Annotated in this window: 22 protein-coding genes and 1 pseudogene; 17 read left to right on the top strand and 6 right to left on the bottom strand. The window is 71.8% G+C overall.

Annotation, left to right across the window (positions count from 1 at the left end; translation table 11 throughout):
• Positions 1-72: 72 nt before the first annotated feature.
• The 3 genes from ABZS71_RS04075 to ABZS71_RS04065 all read left to right on the top strand — a co-directional run bounded on the left by ABZS71_RS04075 (position 73) and on the right by ABZS71_RS04065 (position 2,640).
• The gene (locus tag ABZS71_RS04075; RefSeq protein ID WP_356207435.1) at positions 73-669 is read left to right on the top strand and encodes a DUF5998 family protein; all 597 of its coding nucleotides are present in this window, start codon (positions 73-75) and stop codon (positions 667-669) included.
• Positions 669-1,907, top strand: a complete 1,239-nt coding sequence (locus ABZS71_RS04070) for a nucleotide pyrophosphatase/phosphodiesterase family protein (protein WP_356207433.1) — start codon at positions 669-671, stop codon at positions 1,905-1,907. The genes ABZS71_RS04075 and ABZS71_RS04070 overlap by 1 nt, the downstream gene beginning before the upstream one ends.
• A gap of 67 nt (positions 1,908-1,974) precedes the next feature.
• Positions 1,975-2,640 (top strand): thymidine kinase, encoded by a 666-nt coding sequence (locus tag ABZS71_RS04065; protein ID WP_355846007.1) that lies wholly within the window; start codon positions 1,975-1,977, stop codon positions 2,638-2,640.
• Positions 2,641-2,659: 19 nt separating this feature from the next.
• Here ABZS71_RS04065 and ABZS71_RS04060 read toward each other — a convergent pair whose 3' ends face one another.
• Positions 2,660-3,436: a VOC family protein gene (locus ABZS71_RS04060; protein ID WP_356207431.1), complete on the bottom strand. Its 777-nt coding sequence runs from the start codon at positions 3,434-3,436 to the stop codon at positions 2,660-2,662.
• Between the two features lie 286 nt (positions 3,437-3,722).
• On the opposite strand from ABZS71_RS04060, the gene ABZS71_RS04055 reads away from it, so the two are divergent.
• Positions 3,723-4,559 carry a sulfurtransferase gene (locus tag ABZS71_RS04055; RefSeq protein ID WP_356207428.1) on the top strand — a complete coding sequence of 279 codons (837 nt, stop codon included), beginning with the start codon at positions 3,723-3,725 and terminating at the stop codon, positions 4,557-4,559.
• A 75-nt stretch (positions 4,560-4,634) separates the two neighbouring features.
• Here ABZS71_RS04055 and sepH read toward each other — a convergent pair whose 3' ends face one another.
• A complete protein-coding gene (gene sepH, locus ABZS71_RS04050) occupies positions 4,635-5,684 on the bottom strand; it encodes a septation protein SepH (RefSeq protein WP_355845998.1) in 1,050 nt (349 codons plus the stop codon).
• A 369-nt stretch (positions 5,685-6,053) separates the two neighbouring features.
• Between sepH and ABZS71_RS04045 the strand changes: the two genes are divergently transcribed.
• Positions 6,054-6,917, top strand: coding sequence for a hypothetical protein (locus ABZS71_RS04045; protein WP_356207425.1), 864 nt, complete (start codon positions 6,054-6,056; stop codon positions 6,915-6,917).
• A gap of 6 nt (positions 6,918-6,923) precedes the next feature.
• On the opposite strand, the gene ABZS71_RS04040 is transcribed toward ABZS71_RS04045, so the two are convergent.
• Together ABZS71_RS04040 and ABZS71_RS04035 are read right to left on the bottom strand one after the other, a co-directional pair.
• On the bottom strand, positions 6,924-8,249 hold the full coding sequence (locus ABZS71_RS04040) for a D-arabinono-1,4-lactone oxidase (protein WP_356207423.1): 1,326 nt from the start codon (positions 8,247-8,249) through the stop codon (positions 6,924-6,926).
• Positions 8,203-9,456 carry an MFS transporter gene (locus ABZS71_RS04035; RefSeq protein ID WP_356207421.1) on the bottom strand — a complete coding sequence of 418 codons (1,254 nt, stop codon included), beginning with the start codon at positions 9,454-9,456 and terminating at the stop codon, positions 8,203-8,205. Before ABZS71_RS04035 ends, ABZS71_RS04040 begins: the two co-directional genes overlap by 47 nt.
• Before the next feature lie 119 nt (positions 9,457-9,575).
• Between ABZS71_RS04035 and ABZS71_RS04030 the strand changes: the two genes are divergently transcribed.
• Both ABZS71_RS04030 and ABZS71_RS04025 read left to right on the top strand, forming a co-directional pair.
• Complete coding sequence (locus ABZS71_RS04030) at positions 9,576-10,718, top strand: ferrochelatase (protein ID WP_356207419.1); 1,143 nt, start codon at positions 9,576-9,578, stop codon at positions 10,716-10,718.
• Positions 10,719-10,796: 78 nt separating this feature from the next.
• On the top strand, positions 10,797-11,597 hold the full coding sequence (locus ABZS71_RS04025) for an inositol monophosphatase family protein (protein WP_356207416.1): 801 nt from the start codon (positions 10,797-10,799) through the stop codon (positions 11,595-11,597).
• A gap of 144 nt (positions 11,598-11,741) precedes the next feature.
• Here the strand turns inward: ABZS71_RS04025 and ABZS71_RS04020 are convergent, their stop codons facing one another.
• Entirely contained in the window at positions 11,742-11,909 is a 168-nt protein-coding gene (locus ABZS71_RS04020) for a hypothetical protein (RefSeq protein WP_167542486.1), read from the bottom strand.
• Positions 11,910-12,226: 317 nt separating this feature from the next.
• Between ABZS71_RS04020 and ABZS71_RS04015 the strand changes: the two genes are divergently transcribed.
• The 4 genes from ABZS71_RS04015 (at position 12,227) to ABZS71_RS04000 (ending at position 15,582) form a co-directional block, all read left to right on the top strand.
• On the top strand, positions 12,227-12,880 hold the full coding sequence (locus ABZS71_RS04015; RefSeq protein WP_355845978.1) for a response regulator transcription factor: 654 nt from the start codon (positions 12,227-12,229) through the stop codon (positions 12,878-12,880).
• Between the two features lie 6 nt (positions 12,881-12,886).
• Positions 12,887-14,128: an ATP-binding protein gene (locus tag ABZS71_RS04010; RefSeq protein ID WP_356207413.1), complete on the top strand. Its 1,242-nt coding sequence runs from the start codon at positions 12,887-12,889 to the stop codon at positions 14,126-14,128.
• 420 nt (positions 14,129-14,548) lie between these two features.
• Positions 14,549-14,851, top strand: a complete 303-nt coding sequence (locus tag ABZS71_RS04005) for a DUF4193 domain-containing protein (RefSeq protein WP_009714537.1) — start codon at positions 14,549-14,551, stop codon at positions 14,849-14,851.
• Complete coding sequence (locus ABZS71_RS04000) at positions 14,770-15,582, top strand: hypothetical protein (RefSeq protein WP_355846201.1); 813 nt, start codon at positions 14,770-14,772, stop codon at positions 15,580-15,582. Before ABZS71_RS04005 ends, ABZS71_RS04000 begins: the two co-directional genes overlap by 82 nt.
• Positions 15,583-15,604: 22 nt before the next feature.
• Here ABZS71_RS04000 and ABZS71_RS03995 read toward each other — a convergent pair whose 3' ends face one another.
• Complete coding sequence (locus ABZS71_RS03995; protein ID WP_356207411.1) at positions 15,605-16,048, bottom strand: DUF3093 domain-containing protein; 444 nt, start codon at positions 16,046-16,048, stop codon at positions 15,605-15,607.
• 59 nt (positions 16,049-16,107) lie between these two features.
• On the opposite strand from ABZS71_RS03995, the gene ABZS71_RS03990 reads away from it, so the two are divergent.
• The 6 genes and pseudogenes from ABZS71_RS03990 to ABZS71_RS03965 all read left to right on the top strand — a co-directional run bounded on the left by ABZS71_RS03990 (position 16,108) and on the right by ABZS71_RS03965 (position 19,519).
• Complete coding sequence (locus ABZS71_RS03990) at positions 16,108-16,692, top strand: PaaI family thioesterase (RefSeq protein WP_355845968.1); 585 nt, start codon at positions 16,108-16,110, stop codon at positions 16,690-16,692.
• Positions 16,689-17,204, top strand: a complete 516-nt coding sequence (dut, locus tag ABZS71_RS03985; RefSeq protein ID WP_356207408.1) for a dUTP diphosphatase — start codon at positions 16,689-16,691, stop codon at positions 17,202-17,204. The genes ABZS71_RS03990 and dut overlap by 4 nt, the downstream gene beginning before the upstream one ends.
• Before the next feature lies 1 nt (position 17,205).
• Positions 17,206-17,982 carry a DUF3710 domain-containing protein gene (locus ABZS71_RS03980; RefSeq protein WP_356207406.1) on the top strand — a complete coding sequence of 259 codons (777 nt, stop codon included), beginning with the start codon at positions 17,206-17,208 and terminating at the stop codon, positions 17,980-17,982.
• 205 nt (positions 17,983-18,187) lie between these two features.
• Positions 18,188-18,346, top strand: coding sequence for a hypothetical protein (locus ABZS71_RS03975; RefSeq protein ID WP_356207404.1), 159 nt, complete (start codon positions 18,188-18,190; stop codon positions 18,344-18,346).
• 311 nt (positions 18,347-18,657) lie between these two features.
• Positions 18,658-18,921 (top strand): annotated as a pseudogene (locus ABZS71_RS03970) (histidine kinase); the annotation flags it as partial.
• 187 nt (positions 18,922-19,108) lie between these two features.
• Positions 19,109-19,519 (top strand): OB-fold nucleic acid binding domain-containing protein, encoded by a 411-nt coding sequence (locus tag ABZS71_RS03965; protein ID WP_355846198.1) that lies wholly within the window; start codon positions 19,109-19,111, stop codon positions 19,517-19,519.
• The last annotated feature ends 2 nt before the right edge of the window (positions 19,520-19,521 follow it).

Here is a 19,521-nt window from a genome sequence, read left to right as displayed (position 1 = left end):
GCGCCCGCAGGCCCGTCCGGACCGTGGCGGGCATGGGCGCCGGTGTCGGTACGGGCCCGTAGGATGGTGCACATGGCGAAGACCGGTACGACGACCCAGGGGCTGCGCGCGGCGATCGAGCGCAGCGGCTATTACCCGGCACTCGTTGCCGAGGCGGTGGAGGCCGCCGTGGGCGGTGAGCCCATCGTGTCGTACCTGGTCCACCAGGAGACCACGTTCGACGCCAACGAGGTCCGCCGCCATGTCACGGTCCTCGTCCTCACCGACCATCGCTTCATCGTCAGCCACACCGACGAGCAGGCCGCGGACGGCACCTCCCCGTCGCCGTACGCCACCACCTCCACCGAGTCCGTGAAGCTCCAGCGGATCTCCTCGGTCGTGCTCAGCCGGGTCGTCGCCAACCCCGAGTCGTACACCCCGGGCACGCTGCCCCGCGAGGTCGTGCTCACCATCGGCTGGGGGGCGGTCAGCCGCCTCGACCTGGAGCCCGCCGCCTGCGGCGACCCCAACTGCGAGGCCGACCACGGCTACACCGGCTCCTCCACCGCCGACGACCTGAGCCTGCGCGTCAGCGAGGCGGGCGACGGCCCCGACAGCGTCCGCCAGACCCTCGTCTTCGCCCAGGCACTCTCCGAGGCCACCGCGGCCACGCCGGACGCCGGCCGCTGATGTCCGGCTCCGCCACCGGCCCCACCGCCACCGGCTCCCTCTGGCCCGAGCCCGCCCTGCTCGACCCCCGTTCCGCCCCCGCACCGCGCTACGGCACCGGGTCGCTCGCCGATCTGCTGCCCGCCGTCGGCACGGGCCAGGAGGTCCCGGGGCTCGCCTCCGGGCTCGCCCTCGCGCCCGCCGACCGCGTCTGCGTCTTCCTGATCGACGGCCTCGGCTGGGAGCTGCTGCGCGCCCACCCCGCCGAGGCGCCCTTTCTGACCTCGCTGCTGCCCAGCTCGCTGAACCGCACGGGGGCGCCGCTCACCGCGGGCTTCCCGTCCACCACCGCGACGTCGCTCGCCTCGGTCGGCACGGGCCTGCCCCCCGGCGCCCACGGCCTGCCCGGCTATACGGTGGTCAATCCCGCCACCGGCGCCCTGATGAACCAGCTGCGCTGGCAGCCCTGGACGGATCCGCACGCCTGGCAGCCGTATCCGACCGTCTTCCAGCGCGCCGACGCCGCGGGCGTGCACACCTGCCAGGTCTCCGCCCCGACCTTCGAGGAGACCCCGCTCACCAAGATCGCGCTGAGCGGCGGCACCTTCCACGGCCGGCTCTCCGGCGAGGAGCGGATGGATCTCGCGGCCGAGCAGCTCGGCGCCGCGGGTCGCTCGCTCGTCTACACGTACTACAGCGAAGTGGACGGCAAGGGTCATCGCTTCGGCGTGGACTCCGAAGAGTGGCGTGACCAACTGCGCTACGTCGACCGGCTGGCCCAGCGGCTCGCCGAGCGCCTCCCGCCCCGCGCCGTGCTCTACGTCACCGCCGACCACGGCATGATCGACATCCCCTTCGACCCCGAGTCGCGCATCGACTTCGACGAGGACTGGGAGCTGCGGGCGGGCGTCGCGCTGCTGGGTGGCGAGGGCCGCGCCCGGCATGTGTACGCGGTCCCCGGCGCCGCCGGCGATGTGCTGGCCGTATGGCGCGAGGTGCTGGGGGAGCGGATGTGGGTGGCGAGCCGTGACGAGGCCATCGAGGCGGGCTGGTTCGGGCGGCCCGGCGGTGGCGACGGCGGCGGCAAGGGCGTGGACGACCGGGTGTACCGGCGGATCGGCGATGTGGTGGCCGCCGCGTGTCAGGACGTCGCGATCGTCGCCTCGGAGACCGAGCCGAAGGAGTCCACGATGGTCGGGCTGCACGGTTCGATGACCCCGGTGGAGCAGCTGGTGCCGCTCCTCGAAGTACGCTCCTGAGCGGTCCCTCCCGCGCCTCTTCCCCTCGCTCCTTCCCCCGTTCCGTACGAAAGGCGCTGCCACCCCCATGCCCGAGCTGGTGTTCTTCTCCGGAACCATGGACTGCGGAAAGAGCACCCTCGCTCTGCAGATCGAGCACAACCGCTCGGCGCGCGGGCTCCAAGGGATGATCTACACCCGGGACGACCGGGCGGGGGAGGGCAAGCTCTCCTCGCGGCTCGGTCTGGTCACCGAGGCGGTCGAGGCGGGCGAGGACCTGGACTTCTATGCCCATGTGGTCGGGGTGCTGACGGCCGGGGGCCGCGCCGACTATGTGATCGTGGACGAGGCGCAGTTCCTCGCCCCGCTCCAGATCGACCAACTCGCCCGCGTCGTGGACGATCTGGACGTGGACGTCTTCGCCTTCGGTATCACCACCGACTTCCGCAGCAAACTCTTCCCGGGCTCACAGCGCCTGGTCGAGCTCGCCGACCGGGTGGAGGTGCTGCAGGTCGAGGCGTTGTGCTGGTGCGGCGCGCGGGCGACGCACAACGCCCGTACCGTCGGCGGCCGGATGGTCGTCGAGGGCGCCCAGGTCGTCGTCGGGGATGTCAACCAGCCGGAGAGCGAGGTCGGTTACGAGGTGCTGTGCCGCCGCCACCACCGGCGCCGGATGACGGCCGCAGGAGCGCACGCCGCCGCCCTGTCACCCGATGTGCTGCCGGTCGACTCGCTCTCCGGCCCGCCGGCCTAGGCCACGCGTCGCCGCGCCGTCATCGGCGACCGGCCTGGACGACGGTGAAGGCGGCGCCCTCCGGGTCCGCCACCGTGGCCGTGCGCCCGGCCCTGCCGTCCGACGGCGGTCGCACCACCCGGCCGCCCGACGAGATCACCCGGCGCACCGCGTCGTCCACGTCCGCCACCGCGAAGTGCGTCATCCAGTGCGGTCCACGGTCGCGCGGCAGGGCGCTGCCCACGCTCTGGAGCGCGCACACCGGCCGCCCGTCCAGACGCAGCGTCCGGCAGCCGGAGTCGGGCGAGGGCGCCGACTCCGCCTGGTAGCCGAAGACCATCCGGTAGAACTTCACGACCCCGGTGGAGTCGCGGGTCATCAACTCGTGCCACACCGGGGTGCCCGGCGCCCCGGACTCGCTCGCCTCCGCGTACTCGCCCTGCTGCCACACCCCGAACACGGCGCCCTCCGGATCGGAGGCGATCAGCATCCGGCCGGACTCGTCCGCGTCCAGCGGGCCCACCGCGACGGTGCCGCCGCAGGCGCGGATCATCTCCGCGGTCTCATCGGCGTCGTCGGACGCCAGATAGGTCATCCAGGCCACCGGCAGGTGGCGTTCCGGAGGCAGCTCGCTCAACCCGGCGACCGGCCGTCCGCCCTGGGCCGCCCGGACGTACGCGCCGAGCTGTTGTGGGCCCGGTGTGAACTCCCAGCCGAACAGGGCGTGATAGAAGTCCTGTGTCGCGGCAAGGCTGTGCACCATGAGACTCGTCCAGCAGGGCGTGCCCGGTGTGCGCCGAGTCGCTGCCTCGGTCATACGTCAATCTCTCCTCGGACCATCATCGTCGTGGCCGTGCGGCCCCGGGCCGGTCGGCGGCGCGGGGCGTCGTGCGGAGGTGCTGCGGGGGGCCCGACAGATATTTGCACCACCTGTCGCACAGCGCGCCCCGGCCGCACCGCAATTCGCGGGTTCCCGCAGGAGAATGCCCGATTTACCACCGCATATCCGTTTCGGCTTCATTGCGGTCGTGTGGCCATCAGCAGTACGTGGGGTGATTGGGTCGTCCAAATGTCGCAAGGATATCTACGTAAGGATGGTTCCCATGAATGCCATCATCACCGCATCCGATCTCATGAGCGAATGGGTGGGGGAGCAGCCCCCGCTCCTGCTTGACGTGCGCTGGCAGCTCGGCGGCCCACCCGGCCGCCCCGCGTACGAGGCGGGGCATCTGCCCGGTGCCGTCTACGTCGACCTCGACACCGAGCTCGCGGGCCCGGCCGGGCCGGCGGGCCGCCATCCGCTGCCCGATCTTTCCGCGTTCGCAGCCGCGATGCGTCGGGCCGGGGTCGGCCGCGAGCGGCGCGTGGTGGCGTACGACGGCGGACAGGGGTGGGCGGCGGCGCGCGCGTGGTGGCTGCTGCGCTGGGCGGGGCATCCGTCCGTACGGGTACTCGACGGAGGTCTGCCCGCCTGGACGGCGAACGGCGGCTCCCTGACCACCGACGCCCCCGCCGAGCCCGAGGGCGACTTCGTCCCGGAGCCCGGGGCCCTTCCGCTGCTGGAAGCGGACGACGCGGCGGCGCTCGCGCGGCGCGGGGTGCTGCTGGACGCACGGGCGGCCGAGCGCTACCGGGGCGACGTCGAGCCGATCGACCGCGTCGCCGGCCATATCCCGGGCGCGGTCTCGGCCCCCACGGTGGACAACGCGACCGGCGACGGTCACTTCCTGCCCGCCGACCGGCTGGCCGAGCGCTTCGCGGCGCTGGGTGCCACCCGGGACGCAGAGGTGGGGGTCTACTGCGGCTCGGGCGTCTCCGCCGCGCATGAGGTGCTGGCGCTGGCCGTCGCGGGCATTCCGGCGGCCCTGTACGTCGGTTCCTGGAGCGAGTGGTCCGCCGCCGGCGGCCGTCCGGTGGCCACGGGCCCCCAGCCGGGCTGAGCGCGTCTGTGGGCCCTGCCAGGAGATGGCAGGGCCCACAGAACGGGATACAGCGAGCGGGAGCGCGCCCGGCGGCTACTCCTGCTTCTTCCGGCGTGTACCGAAGACGATCTCGTCCCAGCTCGGCACCGCCGCCCGGCGGCCCGGACGGACGCCGTCCGCCTCCGCCTGGCGGTCGGTCGTACCGGTCAGCCGGTCGCGGTGGCCCGCAACCGAACGCGGCATCAGCACATCGGCGTACGCCGAACCCGCACTCGCCGCCGGGGCGGGCGGCTCGACGGCCTCAGCTTCCTCGGCGGGCTCGTCCGGCAGAGGCGCCGGTGCGACCGGCGCCTCGGGCACGACCATGTCCCCCCGGAAGTTGGGCACGGCCTCCAGCAGACTGGTGAGCGAGTCCCGCTCGCCGCCGAAACCGTCGTCCATCGCTGCGGACGCCGGCTCGTTCTCGTCGCCGAGGTGCTCGGGCGACGCACGGTCGCGGTCTCTTTCTCTGTCCCGGTCGCGTGGCAGCCGGGCGATGCGCGGCACGAACGGGAAGCTCGGCTCGGGCGTGTCATCGGCCTCGCCGATCAGCGCCCGCGCCTCGTCGTCCACCGCCTGGACCAGCCGCCGGGGCGGGTCGTAGGTCCAGCTCGCCGAGTGCGGCTCACCGGCGACCCGGTAGACCAGCAGCACCTCCCAGGTGCCGTCGTCGCGCCGCCAGGAGTCCCACTGCGCGGTGTCCTTCTCGGCGCCGCGCAGCAGCAGCCGCTCCGCGACGGCCTCGCCGAGCTGCGGTCCGGTGTTCTCGCCGGGGCGGCGCACGGGGGTCTTGCGGGCGCGCTCGGCCATGAAGGCGCGCTCCGCGAGCACCGGGCCCTCGAAGCGGCGCACGCGGTCGACGGGGATGCCCCCCATCTGCGCGACCTCTTCGGCCGTGGCGCCGGCGCGTATACGGGCCTGGATGTCACGGGGCCGCAGATGGCTCTCGACCTCGATCTCGATCTGGCCGAGCCGAGCGCGGTCATTGCGCACCGCGGCGCGCAGTCGCTCGTCGATGGGAAGTGTGTACTCCGTGCTGTCCGCAGCCTTGAGCACCAGCCGTGTGCCGTCGTTGCTGACGGCCACGACACGCAGTTCGGGCATGGGGACCTCCCGGGTGGTGCCTGCCGACGTCACGGTTGCGTCGCTGCTCTCCCGCTAGACGAGTGTGACCTGCCCGGGTGCAGCCTGCCACAACTTTGCCGAGTTGCCCGGGCCGGTTGGTTGCCGCCATTCGGCCCCTCCCGTTGGGTCCGGGCGGCCGGACGGGACAGCGGGACCAGGGCTCGCCACAGTACTCCATTCGGGCCGCCCGGGTGGAGCGGCGCGCCAGCCGAGTTCCCGGGCGGCACGGGGATCGGACGCCCAATCCTTCGAAGTAGCACGCGATGTGGGTGGGAAGTTTCACAGAAACGTCAGAATCGGAACGATCCGCTTCGTTTATCGGTCACTTCCCTCTGCGGGGTGGAACGAATGTCCAAGCAAGGGCGGGAGATGTACGGCAAGTCCGAGAGCGACGGGCAACACACGAACAGGCGGCTGGAGCTGAACGTCCCCCAGGTCGCCGGGAGCGCGCTGGCCGCCGTGGCCGCCGCGGTGCTCGCCTCCAAGCTCGGCGTCTACGGGACGATCATCGGCGCGGGCGTGGTGAGCGTGGTGGCGACCGCGGGCGGCACCGTCTTCCAGCATCTGTTCCGGCGCACCGGTGAGCAGATCAAGGAGGTGCGGGTCCAGACGCGGCCGAAGGGGCGTGGCCGCCGCGGCGCCGCGGCGCCCGCGCCGGGAGCGGAGCCCGTTGCTCCCGGTGAGTACGGCGAGCCGACCACGCACGGCACCCGGCTGCGCGGTGCGAAGCGCCCCATCCTCGGGGCGCTCGCCGTCTTCGCCGTCGCGATGAGCGCGATCACGGGGATCGAGTGGTTCTCCGGCGGTCCGGTCTCCAATGTCTGGGGCGGTGACGGCGGCGGTACGACCGTCAGTGAAAGCGTGACCGGTTCGTCGGGGTCATCGGGCTCGAAGCCCGCCCCGGCCTCCTCGCGCCGGGACTCGACGACGCCGTCCCCGGACTCGTCCCGGAACGGTGACGCCCCGGCCTCGCGCACCTCCCGCGGCGGCGGCGCGTCCGGTACCGCGACCTCGACGCCGAGCCCCTCCGGATCGTCCGGCACCGGCACGGGCTCCGGCGGCGGAAGCGGTGCCACGGACCGGAGCACGCCCGGCACCTCCGCGCCCGCCACCCCGGCCCCGTCCTGGACCCCGTCGGGTGGCGCCACCGACAGTGGTACGGCCGGCACGGGCAGCACCACGCCCCAGCCGGACGTCACCGCCGGGCAGTGAGCCGCCTCAGTCGCCGAGCACCCGGCGCAGATAGTCGTTGGCGAACAGCCGGTCCGGGTCGAGCCGGTCGCGTACCGCCGTGAACTCGCCGAATCGCGGATAGACCCCGGCCAGATAGGCGGCGTCGCGGCTGTGCAGCTTGCCCCAGTGCGGCCGGCCGCCGTGCGCGGTCATGATCTGCTCGGCCGCCGTGAAGTACGCCCGGTGCGGGGTGCCCCGGTAGAGATGGACGGCGATGTACGCGGTGTCCCGGCCGGAGGCGGTGGACAGCGGGATGTCGTCGGCGGGCGCGGTGCGCACCTCCACCGGGAAGCCGACCCGCAGCCCGGACCGCTCGACGGTCGCCTTGAGCTCGCGCAGTGCCGTGACCGCGGCCTCGCGCGGTACCGCGTACTCCATCTCCAGGAAGCGGACCCGGCGCGGGCTGGTGAAGACCTTGTACGGGATGTCCGTATAGCTGCGGGCGGACAGGGCGCGGCTGGAGATCTTGGCGATACCGGGGATGGTGGCGGGGACCGCCCGGCCCACCGAACAGGCCACCTGGAAGATGCCGTTGGAGAGCAGCTCGTCGTCGACCCAGCCGCTGACGCGGCCGACCGGGGCGGCGGGGCCCGTACTACGGTTGTTGCGCTTGGTGTTGCAGTTGCCGGTGTGCGGGAACCAGTAGAACTCGAAGTGCTCGTTCTCGGCCGCGAGTTGCTCGAAGTCCGCCATCACGCGGTCGAAGGGCATGGGCTCCTCGCGCGCCGTGAGCAGGAACTCCCGCTCCACGCCGAAGGTGATCGCGCTGACCACGCCGAGCGCGCCCAGCCCGATCCGGGCGGCCGCGAAGATCTCCGGGTTCTCCCGTGCCGAGCAGCGCAGCACCGAGCCGTCCGCCGTCACCAGCTCGATCCCCCTGATCTGGGCGGCGATCGAGGCGCTGTCGCGGCCGGTCCCATGGGTGCCCGTGGAGGTGGCCCCGGCCACGGTCTGCTCCATGATGTCGCCCATATTGGTGAGCGACAGACCGTGGGCCGCCAGCGTCTCGTTGAGCTGCTTGAGCGGGGTGCCGGCCGCGACGGTCACGGTTCCGGCCTCGCGGTCCAGTTCACGGACGCCCACCAGACGGTCGGGGCGTATCAGCAGACCGTCGGTGGCCGCCGCGGTGGTGAAGGAGTGGCCGGTGCCGGCCGGCTTCACCTTCAGCCCGTCCGCCGCCGCCCGGCGCACCGCCTCGGCCAGCTCCTGGGTGGACGAAGGGGCCACGCTCCGTACCGGCCGGGCGGTCACATTCCCCGCCCAGTTACGCCACACGCTGCTCCGCACGGTCTTTACGGTCCTGACGGCCATCCGCCGACCCCTCCCGCTGTGGCGCCGGCCGGAGCCGGCGGTACCCGGGGAACGCCACCGCCGCCGCGAGCGCCCCGGCCACGGCCGGCACCGCGTACCCCGCGCGGGCTCCGGCGGCGTCGACCACCCAGCCGGCGGCCGACGAGCCGAGCGCCACGCCGACCGCGAGCCCGGTGCTCACCCAGGTCATGCCCTCGGTCAGATGCGCGCGTGGTACGTGCCGTTCGACGAGGGCCATGGTGGTGACCATCGTCGGTGCGACGGACAGGCCCGCGACAAAGAGCGCCACGGCCAGGAACGGCAGATTCCCGACCAGTTGGAGGGGGATCATACTCACGGCGATCGCACAAATACCCAGCAACCACCGGCGGGACACCGATCCCCCGAGGCGCAGCAGCCCGAAGACCGCGCCCGCCAGACACGAGCCCAGCGCGTACACCGCGAGCACCAGACTCGCCGCGGCCTTGTGGCCCTCGTCCTCCGCGAAGGCGACCGTCACCACGTCCACCGCCCCGAAGATCGCGCCGATCGCCACAAAGGTGGCCACCAGCACCCGGAGCCCGCGCGAGCGCAGCGCCGAGCCGCCGGTGTGGTGCTCACGCGGATGCGGCACCGGCTCGGTGGCGCGCTGCGCGGTGAGCGAGAAGACCCCGGCGGCCAGGAAGCAGGCGGCCAGCAGCGGGCCCGCCTCCGGGAACCAGGCCGTGGACAGGCCGATCGAGATGACCGGGCCGAGGATGAAGCACGCCTCGTCGACGATGGACTCCCAGGCGTACGCGGCGTGCAGCTCACGCGGCGCGTCCTGGTGGACCGCCGCCCAGCGGGCCCGCACCATGGAGCCCACGCTCGGCACACAGCCCGCCGAGGCGGCGAAGGCGAACAGCGTCCAGTCCGGCCAGCCCCGGTGCGCGCTCAGCAGCAGCCCGGCGATGGCGGCGAGCGCGACCAGGGTCGCCGGGCGCAGCACCCGGCGCTGGCCGTGCCGGTCGACGAGCCGGGAGAGCTGCGGGCCGATGGCGGCCGCGGAGAGCGCGAGCGTGGCCGACAGCGCGCCCGCGAGCCCGTACCGGCCGGTCAGTTCGGAGACCATCGTGACCAGGCCGATGCCCGTCATCGACAGGGTCATCCGCCCCACGAAACCGGCCGCGGAAAAGGCCTTGGAGCCGGGGGCGGCGAAGATCGCGCGGTAAGGGCCGGGAGTGGACACAGCAGGGCTCCGCCGGTGAGCAGGGTAAGGATCGTAGAAGCTGATACAGCTTACGGGCATCCCGCGGGCCGCGCAGGGCCATTTCCCGCCTGTCAGAGGCTGGTGGCAGGATCGGGAGCATGCCGGATCAGTCAGTACAGCCATCTCCCGCTCCCTACGACGCCCTGCTGCTGCTCTCCTTCGGCGGGCCCGAGGGCCCGGAGGACGTCGTGCCGTTCCTGGAGAACGTGACGCGCGGGCGGGGCATCCCGCGCGAGCGGCTGAAGGAGGTCGGCCGGCACTACTTCCTCTTCGGCGGGGTCAGCCCGATCAACGCCCAGAACCGCGAGCTGCTGCAGGCGCTGCGCAAGGACTTCGCGGAGCACGGCCTGGAGCTGCCGGTCTACTGGGGCAACCGCAACTGGGCGCCTTATCTGACCGACACCCTGCGCGAGATGGTCACCGACGGTCACCGTCGCATCCTGGTGCTGGCCACCAGCGCGTACGCCTCGTACTCCGGCTGCCGTCAGTACCGCGAGAACCTCGCGGACGCGCTGGCCACCCTGGAGGGCGAGGGTCTTCCGCTGCCGCGCGTCGACAAGCTGCGGCACTACTTCAACCACCCCGGCTTCGTACAGCCCATGGTCGACGCGACGCTGGCCGCGCTCGCCGAGCTGCCCGAGGGGCTGCGCGCCGGGGCGCATCTCGCCTTCACCACGCACTCCATCCCGACCGCCGCCGCGGACACCTCCGGCCCCGTGGAGGACCACGGGGAGGGCGGCGCGTATGTGGCCCAGCACCTCGATGTCGCCCGGCTGATCGCCGGCGCGGTGCGCGAGCAGACCGGCGCCGACCACCCCTGGCGCCTCGTCTACCAGTCGCGCAGCGGCGCCCCGCACATCCCCTGGCTGGAGCCGGACATCTGCGATCACCTCGAAGAGCTGCACGGCGAGGGCGCGCCCGCCGCCGTCATGATCCCGATCGGCTTCGTCTCGGACCACATGGAGGTCAAGTACGACCTCGACACCGAGGCCACGGCCAAGGCCGCCGAGCTCGGGCTGCCGGTCGCCCGTGCCTCGACCGTCGGCGCCGATCCGCGGTTCGCTTCGGCGGTGCGCGATCTGGTGCTGGAGCGCGCGACCACCGAGCGCTTCGTCGAGGGCCGGGCGGCCGTCACCCCCGAGCGGTGCGCCCTGGGCTCCCTGGGAGCGAGCCACGACCTCTGCCCGGCGGGCTGCTGCCCGGCCCGGTCGGGGCGGCCCGCCGCCGCGGGTGCCGACTGAGCACGGCCCGCCCCCGTCCCCGGCCCGCCACCGCCGTCGGCGCCGCTCGCATATCCGGGTAATCCGCTAAGGAGCACGATGACCGACCCCCTCACGACCGAACTCCTCGATCTGGCGCTGGAGGTCGCCCGCAGGGCGGGGGACCTGCTGCGCGACGGCCGCCCGGCCGACCTCGGCGTGGCCGCCACCAAGACCAGCCCGATCGACGTCGTCACCGAGATGGACATCGCCGCCGAGAAGCTGATCACCGACTTCCTCGGCCGGCACCGTCCGCACGACGGTCTGCTGGGCGAGGAGGGCGCGGACAGTAAGGGCAGCAGCGGGATCCGCTGGGTGATCGACCCGATCGACGGGACGGTGAACTACCTCTACGGCCTGCCGTCCTGGGCGGTCAGCATCGCCGCCGAGAAGGACGGCGAGACGGTCGTCGGCGTCGTGACGGCCCCGATGCGCGGCGAGACGTACCACGCGGTCCTCGGCCAGGGCGCCCACACCAACGGGGAGCCGGTCCGCTGCCGCCCCGCGCCCGCCCTCGAGCAGTCACTGATCGCCACCGGCTTCGGCTATGTACGAGAGCGGCGCGTCGGCCAGGCCAGGGTCCTCCACGAACTGCTGCCCCAGGTGCGCGACATCCGGCGCGGCGGGTCGGCCGCCATCGATCTGTGCGATGTGGCCTGCGGCCGGCTCGACGCCTACTACGAGCGCGGGATCAATCCGTGGGACTACGCGGCCGGCGCCCTCATAGCCCGCGAGGCGGGCGCGCTCACCGGCGGGCGGCCGGGTGTCCCCGCCTCCGGGGAGCTCACGATCGCCGCACCCCCCGGCCTCTTCGAGCCGCTGCAGCGGCTTCTGGACGACCTGGGCGCCTGGCACGACTGAACCGTCACCCGGCACACGCGAAGCACCCCGGTGTCAGGAGGGCACCGGGGCGCTTCGGCGTGGTGTGACGGGTCGTTCTTCGGAAGAGCGGTCTGGATCCGGACCGGGATCCGAAGTACGAACTACAACTGGATCAAGCGTGGATCAAGCGGCGCTGACTTCGACGCCGTGCTCGGCGGCCAGCCGACGGAGGTCTTCCAGCTCCGCCAGCTCCACGTCGGCGAGGAACTCATCGCCCGTCTCGCGGGCACGAGTGAGGTCGGACTGGGTGGTCTCTATACGCTGCAGAATGCCTGCGGTGAACGCGTCCATGGTGCGCCCCCTCGTCGTGGGTCGGTGGCACGGGGGTGTGCCGACGGCGGGAGCGATCACGTGCGTGATCCCTGAGGGTGGCTGCGGCGTCATGGGATGCCACATACAGGGCGTGATCGCGGGGTGTGCAGTCGTCCTCCCCACCCCGCTCGGAGCGGAAACCTCCGGACCAAAAGAATCCTTAGTGATCATGAAGTCGGTCCCCGGGTCCCTCTTACCGCCGGTTTATGAGACTTCGAGGCAGGATGGAGGCGCCGAACGCTCATCGAGTTTGGCGAGATCACGCCCACTGCGGCAATGAGGGAAGGACTAACGACGTGCGCGTACTCGTCGTCGAGGACGAGCAACTGCTCGCCGATGCGGTGGCCACCGGATTGCGCCGGGAGGCCATGGCCGTCGACGTCGTGTATGACGGAGCCGCCGCCCTGGAGCGCATCGCCGTCAACGACTACGACGTCGTCGTCCTCGACCGGGACCTGCCCCTCGTCCACGGCGACGACGTCTGCCGCAAGATCGTCGAACTCGGCATCCCCACCCGGGTCCTGATGCTCACCGCCGCCGGCGACGTCAGCGACCGGGTCGAGGGCCTGGAGATCGGCGCGGACGACTATCTGCCCAAGCCCTTCGCCTTCAGCGAGCTGATCGCGCGCGTCCGGGCGCTCGGCCGCCGTACCACCGTCGCCCTGCCGCCCGTCCTGGAGCGCGCCGGGATCAAGCTGGACCCCAACCGCCGTGAGGTGTTCCGGGACGGCAAGGAGATTCAGCTGGCGCCGAAGGAGTTCGCGGTCCTCGAAGTGCTCATGCGCAGCGAGGGCGCCGTGGTCTCCGCCGAGCAGCTGCTGGAGAAGGCGTGGGACGAGAACACCGACCCGTTCACCAACGTCGTCCGGGTGACCGTGATGACGCTGCGCCGCAAGCTCGGCGAGCCCGCGGTGATCGTCACCGTCCCCGGCTCGGGCTACCGGATCTGATCCGGCATGGCGACGACTCCGCTTCCGCCGACGGCGCCACCGAAGCCCAGCTGGGATCCGCAGCACGGCTCGCGCCCCAACCCCTGGCTGCGCCCCACCATCCGGATACGGCTGACCCTGCTGTACGGGGGGATGTTCCTGATCGCCGGGGTGATGCTGCTGACGATCATCTATCTGCTGGCCGCGCAGGCCCTGCACGTGGGAAACGAGCTGCCGTTCAAGCTGGTCGGCGGCAGTGTGCAGCCGACCAACAACACCTGTCCCGAGATCATCGGCCAGAGCCGCTCCGACGAGTTCAACGCGGTCCTGAACACCTGCATGAAGGAGCAGCGGCAGCTGGCCCTTGACGGGCTGCTGCGCCGCTCCCTGATAGCCCTTCTGGGCCTGTCCGTCATCGCCTTCGCGTTCGGTTACGCCATGGCCGGGCGGGTGCTCTCGCCGCTCGGCCGGATCACCCGTACGGCGCGCCAGGTGGCGGGGTCGGACCTGTCCCGCCGGATCGAGCTGGACGGCCCGGACGACGAGCTCAAGGAACTGGCCGACACCTTCGACGAGATGCTGGAGCGGCTGGACCGGGCGTTCACCGCCCAGCAGCGGTTCGTCGCCAACGCCTCGCATGAGCTGCGCACCCCGCTGGCGATCAACCGCACGCTGCTGGAGGTGCAGCTCTCCGACCCGCAGGCGCCCCCGGAGCTGGTCCAGCTCGGCAAGACCCTGCTGGCCACCAACGAGCGCAGCGAGCAGCTGGTGGAGGGCCTGCTGCTACTGGCCCGCAGCGACAACGAGATCGTCGACCGCAAGCCGGTCGACCTCGCCGAGGTGGCCTCCCAGGCGCTGGAGCAGCTCCGCGCGGAGGCGGAGGCCAAGGGCGTGGAGGTACGGGGCGTCCGGGGGCCCGCGGTGGTCCAGGGCAATGGCGTCCTGCTGGAGCGGATCGCGCTGAACCTCGTCCAGAACGCGGTGCGCTACAACATCGGGGACGGCGGCTCGGTCGAGGTCACCACCGAGATGCAGCAGGGTCAGGCGGTGCTGGTGGTCTCGAACACCGGTCCGGTGGTTCCCGCCTACGAGATGGAGAACATCTTCGAGCCCTTCCGCAGGCTCCGCACCGAGCGCACCGGCAGCGACAAGGGCGTCGGCCTCGGGCTGTCGATCGCGCGCTCCGTGGCGCGCGCCCACGGCGGCAGGATCGTGGCGGAGCCGCGCGAGGGCGGGGGGCTCGTGATGCGGGTGGTGCTGCCGGTCTGAGGCCAGGAGCCGAGGCCGGGAGCCGGAAGCTGCGGTACCGTCGGGGATGTCTTCGCTTTGGGCGGAATTTTCGTGATCCGCCCACCAGCGGTATCGTGTGTGATCGATCACATGGACGATTTTCCAGCCATATACTCTGCGTGACCGTCACGGTTGACGGAAAGCCGGGAAAATCCGGGTTTTCAGGGGCCGTGATCACGGGAAGTACACGTCATGGCGCGCGCGAGTGCCACATTCGGACCGTGTACGGTCCCGATGGCCATCCAACCCGATCACCTCTTCAGGGGTGCGGTTGGGTGTCGATTGAGTAACAGACCTTGATGTGAGGCAAAATCTCCGCCTCAGGTCGGGCACAAGTCCGGCCTCTCACGCGTTACGTGCGCTGGAGACACCGCAGACACCCAGAGGGGGAGAGGCGACATGGCAACGGATTACGACACTCCACGCAAGACCGATGATGATGTCAACGAGGACAGCATCGAGGAACTGAAGGCCCGGAGGAACGACAAGTCCGCGTCGACCGTCGACGTGGATGAGTTCGAGCAGGCCGAGGGGCTCGAACTGCCCGGTGCGGACCTCTCGAACGAGGAGCTGTCCGTACGGGTGCTGCCCCGCCAAGCGGACGAGTTCACCTGCATGAGCTGCTTCCTGGTCCACCACCGCAGCCAGCTGGCCGCCGAGACCAAGAACGGCCAGCCGATCTGCCGCGACTGCGCGGCATAAGCCGCGGAGCAGGCGTGGAGGCGGAGCACGGCGACGTGAGCGAGGCGCATGTCGAGCGAGGCCGGATGGCCTCGCTCGCGACCGCCATCGGCCGTGGCGTCCGACGGGGTGGTGAGCGTGCGAGAGCGGGGGTTTACGCGGTCGCCGACCGGATCATCGCGAACGCTCCACGCATTCCGGTCCGCGACCTCGCGACCCTGCGCAAGCAGTTCCCCGGACTCGGCCCGGAGGAGATCGCGGACAAGTTGGTGGCCGGTGCCGCGAACGGCACCTCCACCGTGGGTGCGGGCGTCGGTGCCGCGGCGATGCTGCCGGCCCCGCCCGCCATGCCCACCGAGCTGGCCGCCGAGATCGTCGGCGTCGCCACCATAGAGATCAAGCTCATCGCCGAGCTGCACGAGGTCTACGGCCTGCGTGCGCCCGGCACCGTGCGCCAGCGCGCCACGGCCTATCTCGGCGCGTGGGCCGAGGAGCGCGGTATCGACGTCACCGTGCCGGCGACCGTCAACGCCGCCCTGGGCGTCCAGATGAAGCGCGAGCTGCGCCAGCAGGTCCTCAAGCGCAGTTTCCGGAATCTGCCGGTCCTGGCGCCCTTCATGGTCGGCGCGGCCGTCGGCGCCGCGATGAACCGGCGCGACACCAGGAAGCTCGCGGGCAAGGTCCGCAAGGATCTGCGCGTCCAGCAGGTCCCCTGGGGCGCCCTGGGCGCCCTGGAGCCCCCGGCCGAGTGAGCCCCCGGGGGGTTTGACCCCGCTAGGAGCGCACGGCCGCGAGCGCGGCGGCGAGGCCCTCGGGGTCCCGCGTCGAGACATAGACGTACGGGGTCGGGTCCTCGGGATCGGTGACGTCCACCCGCAGCGCGGTCGGGATATAGCTGCGCAGCAGCATGAAGGCCCGCGGATCGGCCTTGTGCGTGCGCCAGGCGGCCGCCTCGGCGGCGTCCAGCACCTCGGAGGTCCCCAGGGCCGACACCGGGATCCGGGCGTCTCCCGCCACCAGCGAGCCCGCCACCACCCGCACCCGTGCCGAGCCGTACGAACTCACCGCGACACTGGCCAGCGCCGCACCGCCGATCAGCCCGCCGAGCATCGGCAGGGTGCCGAACGGCAGCATGATCAACGCCATGGAGACCCCGATCAAAAAGGCGATGAACCACCAGGAACGGGGCGCGGTGAGGCGTTCGTCGTAAGGCTCCATGCGTATCAGCTTGGCATGGCCGCCAACCCGGGCTGTTCGCGCGGGTAAGGTCAGCCGTTGTGAGTGGAAGAACGACAGTGCTGACGCCGCCGGACGGTGCCACGGCACCCGTGCGCCACCCCGGCGCGCCCGCGCCCGGGGAGCTCCTCGACGCGCACAACGACCAGTGCTTCGGATGCGGCGACAGCCAGCCGGACGGTCTGCGCCTGCGGGCGCGGGCGGGCGAGGGCGTGAGCACCACCGCCGAGTTCACGGTGCGCACCGCCCACCAGGGCGCTCCCGGTCTGGCCCACGGCGGAGTGCTGGCCACGGCGCTGGACGAGACGCTCGGGGCGCTGTGCTGGATCCAGCGGGTGATCGCCGTGACCGGGCGGCTGGAGACGGACTTCCTCCGGCCCGTGCCCGTCGGCACGGTGCTGCACCTGGAAGCACGGGTGACCGCCGTGTACGGCCGCAAGATCTACTGCGTGGCCACGGGCCGGACCGGCGGCCCGGACGGCCCGCTCGCGCTGCGTGCACAGGCGCTCTTCATAGAGGTGCGGGTCGACCACATCATCGAGAACGGCCGGTCGGAGGAGATCAACGCGGCGCTCGCCGATCCGGACCAGGTCAAGGTCGCGCGCGCTTTCGAGGTGAAGCCATGAGCCCCGATCCCGTGGATGTGCTGATCCGCAGGGTGGACCCCCAGGTGCCCGTCCCCGCATACGCCCACCCCGGTGACGCCGGCGCCGACCTCGTCACCACGCAGGCCGCGGAACTGGCCCCCGGCGAGCGGGCCGTTCTGCCCACCGGAGTGTCTATCGCGCTCCCGGAGGGGTATGCCGCTTTCGTGCATCCGAGGTCCGGACTCGCCGCCCGCTGCGGGGTAGCCATGGTGAATGCCCCGGGGACCATCGATGCCGGGTACCGTGGAGAGATCAAGGTGATCGTGGTCAATCTCGACCCGCGCGAGAGCGTACGGTTCGAGCGCTTCGACCGCGTCGCCCAATTGGTCGTCCAGCAGGTCGAGAAGGTGCGCTTCCACGAGGTGGCGGAGCTTCCCGGGTCGGCGCGGGCCGAGGGGGGCTTCGGGTCCACCGGCGGTCATGCCGCCGTGGACGGCACAACGGGTGGGAATGGATACGCTTCGGTCGGTTCCGACCGGGAAGGACGATGACGTGTTCGGACGTCGCCGCAAGCGCAGCAAGGAGGACGTCGAGTCGATCGACGTCACCTCCGAGGAGTTGGCCGAGGACGCGGAAGACGCGGCGGACACCGCTGAGGAGGCGGACGCCGGCCGGGTGAGCCTGCCGCCGGCGCCGCGCCCCGACGGCCCATGGGATGTATCCGAGGTGCGCGAGCCCGGCGAGGGCCGGGTGGACCTGGGCGGCCTGTTCGTGCCCGGTGTCGAGGGCATGGAGCTGCGGGTGGAGGTCGCGGGCGACGCGATTGTCGCCGCGACCGTGGTGCTGCGGGACAGCGCCGTGCAGCTCCAGGGGTTCGCCGCACCCAAGAAGGAAGGCATCTGGGCCGAGGTACGGGACGAGATCGCCACCGGCATCACCCAGCAGGGCGGCGTCGTGGACGAGGTCGAGGGCCCGCTCGGCTGGGAGCTGCGGGCCCAGGTGCCGGTGCAGCTGCCGGACGGCACGAACGGTGTGCAGGTGGTTCGCTTCATCGGCGTCGACGGACCGCGCTGGTTCCTGCGCGGAGTGATCTCCGGGCAGGGCGCGGTGCAGCCCGAGACCGGCAGTCTGCTGGAGGCGATCTTCCAGGACACGGTCGTGGTGCGCGGCGAGGGCCCGATGGCCCCGCGCGATCCGATCGTGCTCAAGCTGCCGGACGACGCGCAGATGGTGCCCGACGGGGTGCAGCAGGAGGAGGCGCAGGGCTCGCGGTTCGCGGGCGGCGCCGACCGGCTCCAGCGCGGCCCGGAGATCAGCGAGGTGCGCTGACCCGCTTCCGCGAGGTACGACAGCCAAGGCCCGAAGGGGCCCGGGGCCAAGCCGCCGGGCCCCTTCGGCATTTTTCCCGGGCCGCGTTGAACACTCGGTTCACACGGCCCGTACTGATGGGCGCGAGACCTTGAGCACGCCCGGCGCCGGGGAGCGGGCAGAACAAATACGCCCCCTGTCAGACCTCAATGAGGTGAGTGATCAGATGTCGCGTGGCCTTCCGTTGCAGAACGCCATCCTCGGCCCGCTGAAGGACAGGCGGGTCTCGACGATCGACCGCATCGTCCTCTCCATCTCCCGCCAGGGCTCGACCGCCCCCTCCGGTCTTGACGCCCTGGCGGGCTGCTCGCTCGCATCCGGCTGAGCCCCGGCGCAGGGCCTGGCCTGATACGGGCGTTTACCGGTGGGCCGTACTCTTCTCTGCGGAGTACGGCCCACCGCTGTGCGCAGGTAGGGGGCGTCGGCCTCAGCAATGCGTCAAGAGGGCGCCCATGGCCGTATGGGAGCCGTCAACGCCAGGCCGGGCGCCGTCCGGTCGGGGGTTTCCTGTAGAGGTCCGTTCACCCCCGAGCCTCTAGGAGCACACGATGGCCGACCTGGCCTTCGTCGTCGCCACGATCGCGGTCTTCGCGCTGGTGGCACTCGTCGCCAAAGGGGTGAACGGAAACCCGTTGCCTGGTCGCCATGGCGATCTTCGTGGCGGTGGCCGTCTCCGTGGCCTCCGTCGTCGACCTCGGCGCCCGCCGCACCCACCAGGCCGCCCGGCTGCGCGCCGAGTCCGAGGTGCTGTCCTTCCTCGCGGGCAGTGTGCTGCGCGGCGAGACGATCCTGGAGGCGCTGCTGGAGCGGGTCCGCGAGACCCTCGCCATGGACGCGGTGGCGCTGCTGGAGCGGGAGAGCGACGTCGCCCCCTGGACCTGCGCGGGCGGCGTCGGCGGCCACGGGGGGAGCCCCGCCGCTCGGCGGCCACGGGGGAGCCCCGCCGCCCGAGCGCCCCGAGGACGCGTCAGCTGCGCCGCAAGCTGGAGGCCGACCCCTCCTATCCGCGCCAGCGGGATGGGCTAACGGTTCGAGCGGTGAGCGGCGGGACGGGGTCCTGGCGGGGGCTCACCGGTACGCTGGCCGTATGAGTTCCGTACGCCAGCCCTCCGACAAGGGCGACAAGCCGGCCGGCCGCCTCCGGCGGATATTCGACCGGCTGTCGACTTCCCAAGAGGAGCTTCACTCTGCCGAGCTGCAGCAGGACGCGGAGGCCGCGGGCTGCACCAAGATCGGTGAATGCGGCGACCGTCAGATCGTCAAGGTGACGGGCACGCTGCGCACCGTGACGCTGCGGCCGCGGGCCGGGGTGCCGGCGCTGGAGGCGGAGCTCTTCGACGGCAGCGCCGCGTTGGATGTGGTGTGGCTGGGCCGTCGCTCCATCATCGGGATAGAACCCGGCCGCAAGCTGATCGCCAGCGGCCGGATCTCCATGAGCCACGGGCGCCGGGTGCTGTTCAATCCGAAATACGAACTCCGACCACTCGGACAGGAGTAGCC

This window comes from Streptomyces sp. NPDC005393 (genome assembly GCF_040606675.1).
Taxonomy (GTDB): Bacteria; Actinomycetota; Actinomycetes; order Streptomycetales; family Streptomycetaceae; genus Streptomyces.
Note: the sequence above shows the minus strand (reverse complement) of the source record. Positions and strands in the feature narration are given on the sequence as shown.

Coding starts and splice junctions, on each gene's coding strand:
- ABZS71_RS04060 (WP_356207431.1), bottom strand. CDS start 3,436: ATGACCGAGGCAGCGACTCGGCGCACACCGGGCACGCCCTGCTGGACG.
- ABZS71_RS04045 (WP_356207425.1), top strand. CDS start 6,054: ATGTCCAAGCAAGGGCGGGAGATGTACGGCAAGTCCGAGAGCGACGGG.
- ABZS71_RS04040 (WP_356207423.1), bottom strand. CDS start 8,249: ATGGCCGTCAGGACCGTAAAGACCGTGCGGAGCAGCGTGTGGCGTAAC.
- ABZS71_RS04055 (WP_356207428.1), top strand. CDS start 3,723: ATGAATGCCATCATCACCGCATCCGATCTCATGAGCGAATGGGTGGGG.
- ABZS71_RS03965 (WP_355846198.1), top strand. CDS start 19,109: ATGAGTTCCGTACGCCAGCCCTCCGACAAGGGCGACAAGCCGGCCGGC.
- dut (WP_356207408.1), top strand. CDS start 16,689: ATGAGCCCCGATCCCGTGGATGTGCTGATCCGCAGGGTGGACCCCCAG.
- ABZS71_RS04030 (WP_356207419.1), top strand. CDS start 9,576: ATGCCGGATCAGTCAGTACAGCCATCTCCCGCTCCCTACGACGCCCTG.
- ABZS71_RS04020 (WP_167542486.1), bottom strand. CDS start 11,909: ATGGACGCGTTCACCGCAGGCATTCTGCAGCGTATAGAGACCACCCAG.
- ABZS71_RS04075 (WP_356207435.1), top strand. CDS start 73: ATGGCGAAGACCGGTACGACGACCCAGGGGCTGCGCGCGGCGATCGAG.
- ABZS71_RS04005 (WP_009714537.1), top strand. CDS start 14,549: ATGGCAACGGATTACGACACTCCACGCAAGACCGATGATGATGTCAAC.
- ABZS71_RS04010 (WP_356207413.1), top strand. CDS start 12,887: ATGGCGACGACTCCGCTTCCGCCGACGGCGCCACCGAAGCCCAGCTGG.
- ABZS71_RS04065 (WP_355846007.1), top strand. CDS start 1,975: ATGCCCGAGCTGGTGTTCTTCTCCGGAACCATGGACTGCGGAAAGAGC.
- ABZS71_RS03995 (WP_356207411.1), bottom strand. CDS start 16,048: ATGGAGCCTTACGACGAACGCCTCACCGCGCCCCGTTCCTGGTGGTTC.
- ABZS71_RS04025 (WP_356207416.1), top strand. CDS start 10,797: ATGACCGACCCCCTCACGACCGAACTCCTCGATCTGGCGCTGGAGGTC.
- ABZS71_RS03975 (WP_356207404.1), top strand. CDS start 18,188: ATGTCGCGTGGCCTTCCGTTGCAGAACGCCATCCTCGGCCCGCTGAAG.
- ABZS71_RS04070 (WP_356207433.1), top strand. CDS start 669: ATGTCCGGCTCCGCCACCGGCCCCACCGCCACCGGCTCCCTCTGGCCC.
- sepH (WP_355845998.1), bottom strand. CDS start 5,684: ATGCCCGAACTGCGTGTCGTGGCCGTCAGCAACGACGGCACACGGCTG.